General features: G+C 29.4%; 1 protein-coding gene. It reads right to left on the reverse strand.

The features are described 5' to 3' along the window. Positions 1–3,697, reverse strand: a 3,697-nt coding sequence (locus tag C7U54_RS14330) for a family 20 glycosylhydrolase (RefSeq protein ID WP_107030720.1), incomplete at its 3' end; no start/stop codon positions are given. Positions 3,698–3,868 lie beyond the last annotated feature (171 nt).

The following is a 3,868-nucleotide window of genomic DNA, read 5'->3' on the forward strand; positions in this document are numbered from 1 at the left end:
GAGAGTTATTTTTTGTTGATGATGTTTTATTGTCATCTTCTTTTTTAATACTTGTTTGTATTTGATCATTTGGTTTTTGATTTGGTTGATCATTATTTCCAGTTTGAGAAACTGTTTTTAAATTCTTAATGGCATCTTGTAGAGATGCTAAAGCTTGATCAACTTCATCTTGAGTTGTATTTTCATTTTGTAAAACATCTTTTGCATGATCTAATGCTTCTTTAAATGCTTTCCATGAATCTACCGTATAATCTTTTTCAACAAAATCATTAGTTGTTTCAATAACATTTGATAATTCTGTTTTATCTACTATTACAGGAGCATCAATTAATCCTTTAATAGCCTTATCTAAATCATCATAAGCCTTATCAACTTGTTCTTGAGTAACTTTATCATCAGCCACTACCTTATTAGCTTCATCTAGTGCATCTTTTAATACTTTCCATGATTCAGGAGTATAATCTTTTTCAACTAATTCTTTAGTTGTTTCCATAATTTTTAATAACTCTGTTTTATCCGCTGCTATAGGAGCATCAATTAATCCTTTAATAGCCTTATCTAAATCATCATAAGCCTTATCAACTTGTTCTTGTGTGGCAGTTTTATTTTCTAAAACTTTTAATGCCTTATTATAAGAAGTTTTTAAATCATTCCATGAATCTACTGTATAATCAGCTTCGTTTAATTTTTGTACTTCTTCTATTAATCTTGATAAATCAGTAGTATCAGCTGCATTTTTTAATGCATCGATAGCATTTCTTAAATTTGTTTCTACAGTTGTAGTATCAGTAGTACCTTTAACATATTCCTTTTGACCAGCGATTAAAGCATCAACCATATTAGACACTAAAACGGAAGACTTACCGCTTATATCTAATTCTTCAGCTTCATTAATCATATCTCTTAAAGTGTTTTCTTCTTGTGGTTGTTCATAAGCAAATTTTACTTCAGAAACTTGATACCATTTACCTGGTTTAGCTACAGTTAAACGGACTCTGACATATTTTACTGCTGTTTTTTCAAATGTTGCTGTGTAATCTAAATCATTTTCCGTAATCGATCCAACTTTAGTCCATGTTTCACCATCTAATGAAACTTCAATATCTGCACCTTTTAAAGCATCAGCACCTACATTAGAAGGTTGAATAACTTGAACACTTGTCATGTTGACAGCTGTAGGAAAAGTAAATTTAAATTCTTTATCCGCTGCTTGTTCTTGTCCAAACCAGCACTTAGTATTCAAATCATTATCTAACATTTTTTCATAACTATATTCTTTATTTGGATACCATTGATTCTTTTCGTAATAGTTATCTGTTGCAGTAATTGATGGCGTATTTCCATCAGGTTTTACTAAGTTTGATTTAGCAGTTTTAATTGCTTCATAAGCTCCTTTAGCAGTCTCAGCATTTAAAGTATCGCTAGATAATAATGCTTTACCAGCATCTACAGCTTGTTTATATGCTTCATATCCACCAACATAATCATCTTGTTTTAGTGGATATGTACTTTGTACATATAATGAATAATATTCTATTTTAACTGCTTTTGCTTTAGCTTCGATAAGTTCATCATATACTTCATCAACTTCTGCTTGTGTTGCATCAGTTTTATCATTAATAGCTTTAGCAGCTATTAATGCTGTTTTATATTCACTAAATGTTTCATTGATATAATCTTTTTCTTTTAATGCATTTGTTACTTCATTATTTAAAGCTGCTTTATCTGTATATAATTCATAAGTAAATACATAAACAGCACCTTCTTTAGTATAAGTACCAGTAATTGGTTTATTATCAATTACACGATATCCATAAATAGGATCTGCACTAAATTCAAATTTTTCACCAACTGTTCCATATTTAGTTACTTCATGTTTTAATTCTTGATTGTTTTCATCTACGAAACGAATAGTAATTTTACCTAAATCACCCGCTGTTAAGAATTCCCCAACATCTGGTAATGTAGATCCTTTTTCAAATCCAGCAACATTACCTAATTTAGTATAATTTTCTTGGAAACTATCAAAATCAGTAATTGAATTACTACTTGTATTCCATGATTTAGAAGCTAATGCACGTAACTCATCAGCAATATCTTCAGTAATTACATCTTCACTACATAAATTTGGATTATCACACCAAATTGCCAATGAAGCACCCTTGATAAAATCAGAACCATCATTTACAGCTGGATTTCCTTGGAATTTTCCAGGTGACCATTCATTATAGATTTTACGATCTGCATTTAAGTTATCAAATGAATGTTGTTCTCTGCCATCTGTAGGTTTACTATTACGTAATACATAATAGAAAAAGCTTGCATTGATATTGTAAATTGTATCATGACCTTTATTAATGAATGTTTGTAAATTTGCAATACTTGAATTCCATGACATTTGTGACCAGAAATCAATTCCAATATAGTCATGCATTTTTATTTTTTGTGCACCTTCATAAGAATTTTCACCATAATAAACACCATCATTCCAAATTCTTGGTGTAAATCCACGATTATGTACATATTCTGCTAAATCATTGATATATCCAGCAATTACATCTTTCCAAATATATCCTTGACCATATTTTTTAACTGCATATGAATTTAATACACTCTTATATTGTGTAGTAAATGGTGCACGGTCAAACTCCATATACTCATCGCCACCAATATGGAAATCAGTACATCCTTCAAATAGATCCATATATTCATCATATAAACTACGAATATATTTAATAGCTTCAGGATTAGTAACATCTAAACCAGATTTATAATGATTTCCACTAGTATTAACTTGCCCATATTCTGGATGAGCTTTTAAAATTTGATCAACATGACCTGGACTATCAAATGATGGAATAACATTAATACCATATTTTTTAGCTTCTGCTAATATTTCTCTCACTTCTGTCTTTGTTAAATATTGATCAGAAACGATAGTTGGATCTGTTTCACATTCAATTCTAAATCCCATATTTTCAGAAAAATGAATTTGAAGAGCATTCATTTTCATATATGACATTTCTCTAATTTGACGAATAAACCAATCTTTAGAAATATATTTTCTAGCACAATCGACATGTACTCTGCGTTCTGCAACATTTGGATAATCTACGATTTCACCGTAAACTAATCCATCGTTAGTAATAATCAAATTTTGGATTGTTCTTAATCCGTGCATAATAGCATTTTCACTAGCACCAGTTAAACGAACTCCATTTTCTCCAATAGTGATTTTATATGCTTCTTTACTATTAGAGCTACTAGTAATTGAACTTGTTTGATCAATATCAATCAAAATATCTCCATAACTCACATCTTTTTCTTGAGCATAAACCATTGCTAACGGAGATGAAATAATTTCTTTTTCAACAAATTCTGAATTTACTAATTTTACCACTTCTTGTAATCTTGCATTTTCGATATTAGTTTGATTTGCTAAAACAGCTAATCGACTATCGTTAGTCATTTTCCAAACTTTATGGCTACTATCTGCTTTGTAAGATTGAAGAATAGGATTTGTTAATGCTTGTAATTGTTGATCTGTAAGGTTTGAAATACTGTCGCTAGATGTTGTTGCAACATTGCCTTTAGCTAAAACTGCCTGAAAACCGACTGCTTGACAAATAATAGCAACTACCAAAAGTGCCGGTAAAACTACTTTAAGAAACTTATTCTTCGATACTTTTCCTTTCATTTTCTACTCACTTTAAATTAATAAATTAATACATATACTAGTTTTTATTAATGATGTAAATTAGGTATATAAAACCAAAAACCTTATCTAAAACTTTAATTTATGCTAATTATTATCAATTGTTTTATCAATAATAGAATATTAGTAAATTATTATAATAGAATAGTAATT

The organism is Faecalibacillus intestinalis, assembly GCF_003024685.1.
Lineage (GTDB): Bacteria > Bacillota_I > Bacilli_A > Erysipelotrichales > Coprobacillaceae > Faecalibacillus > Faecalibacillus intestinalis.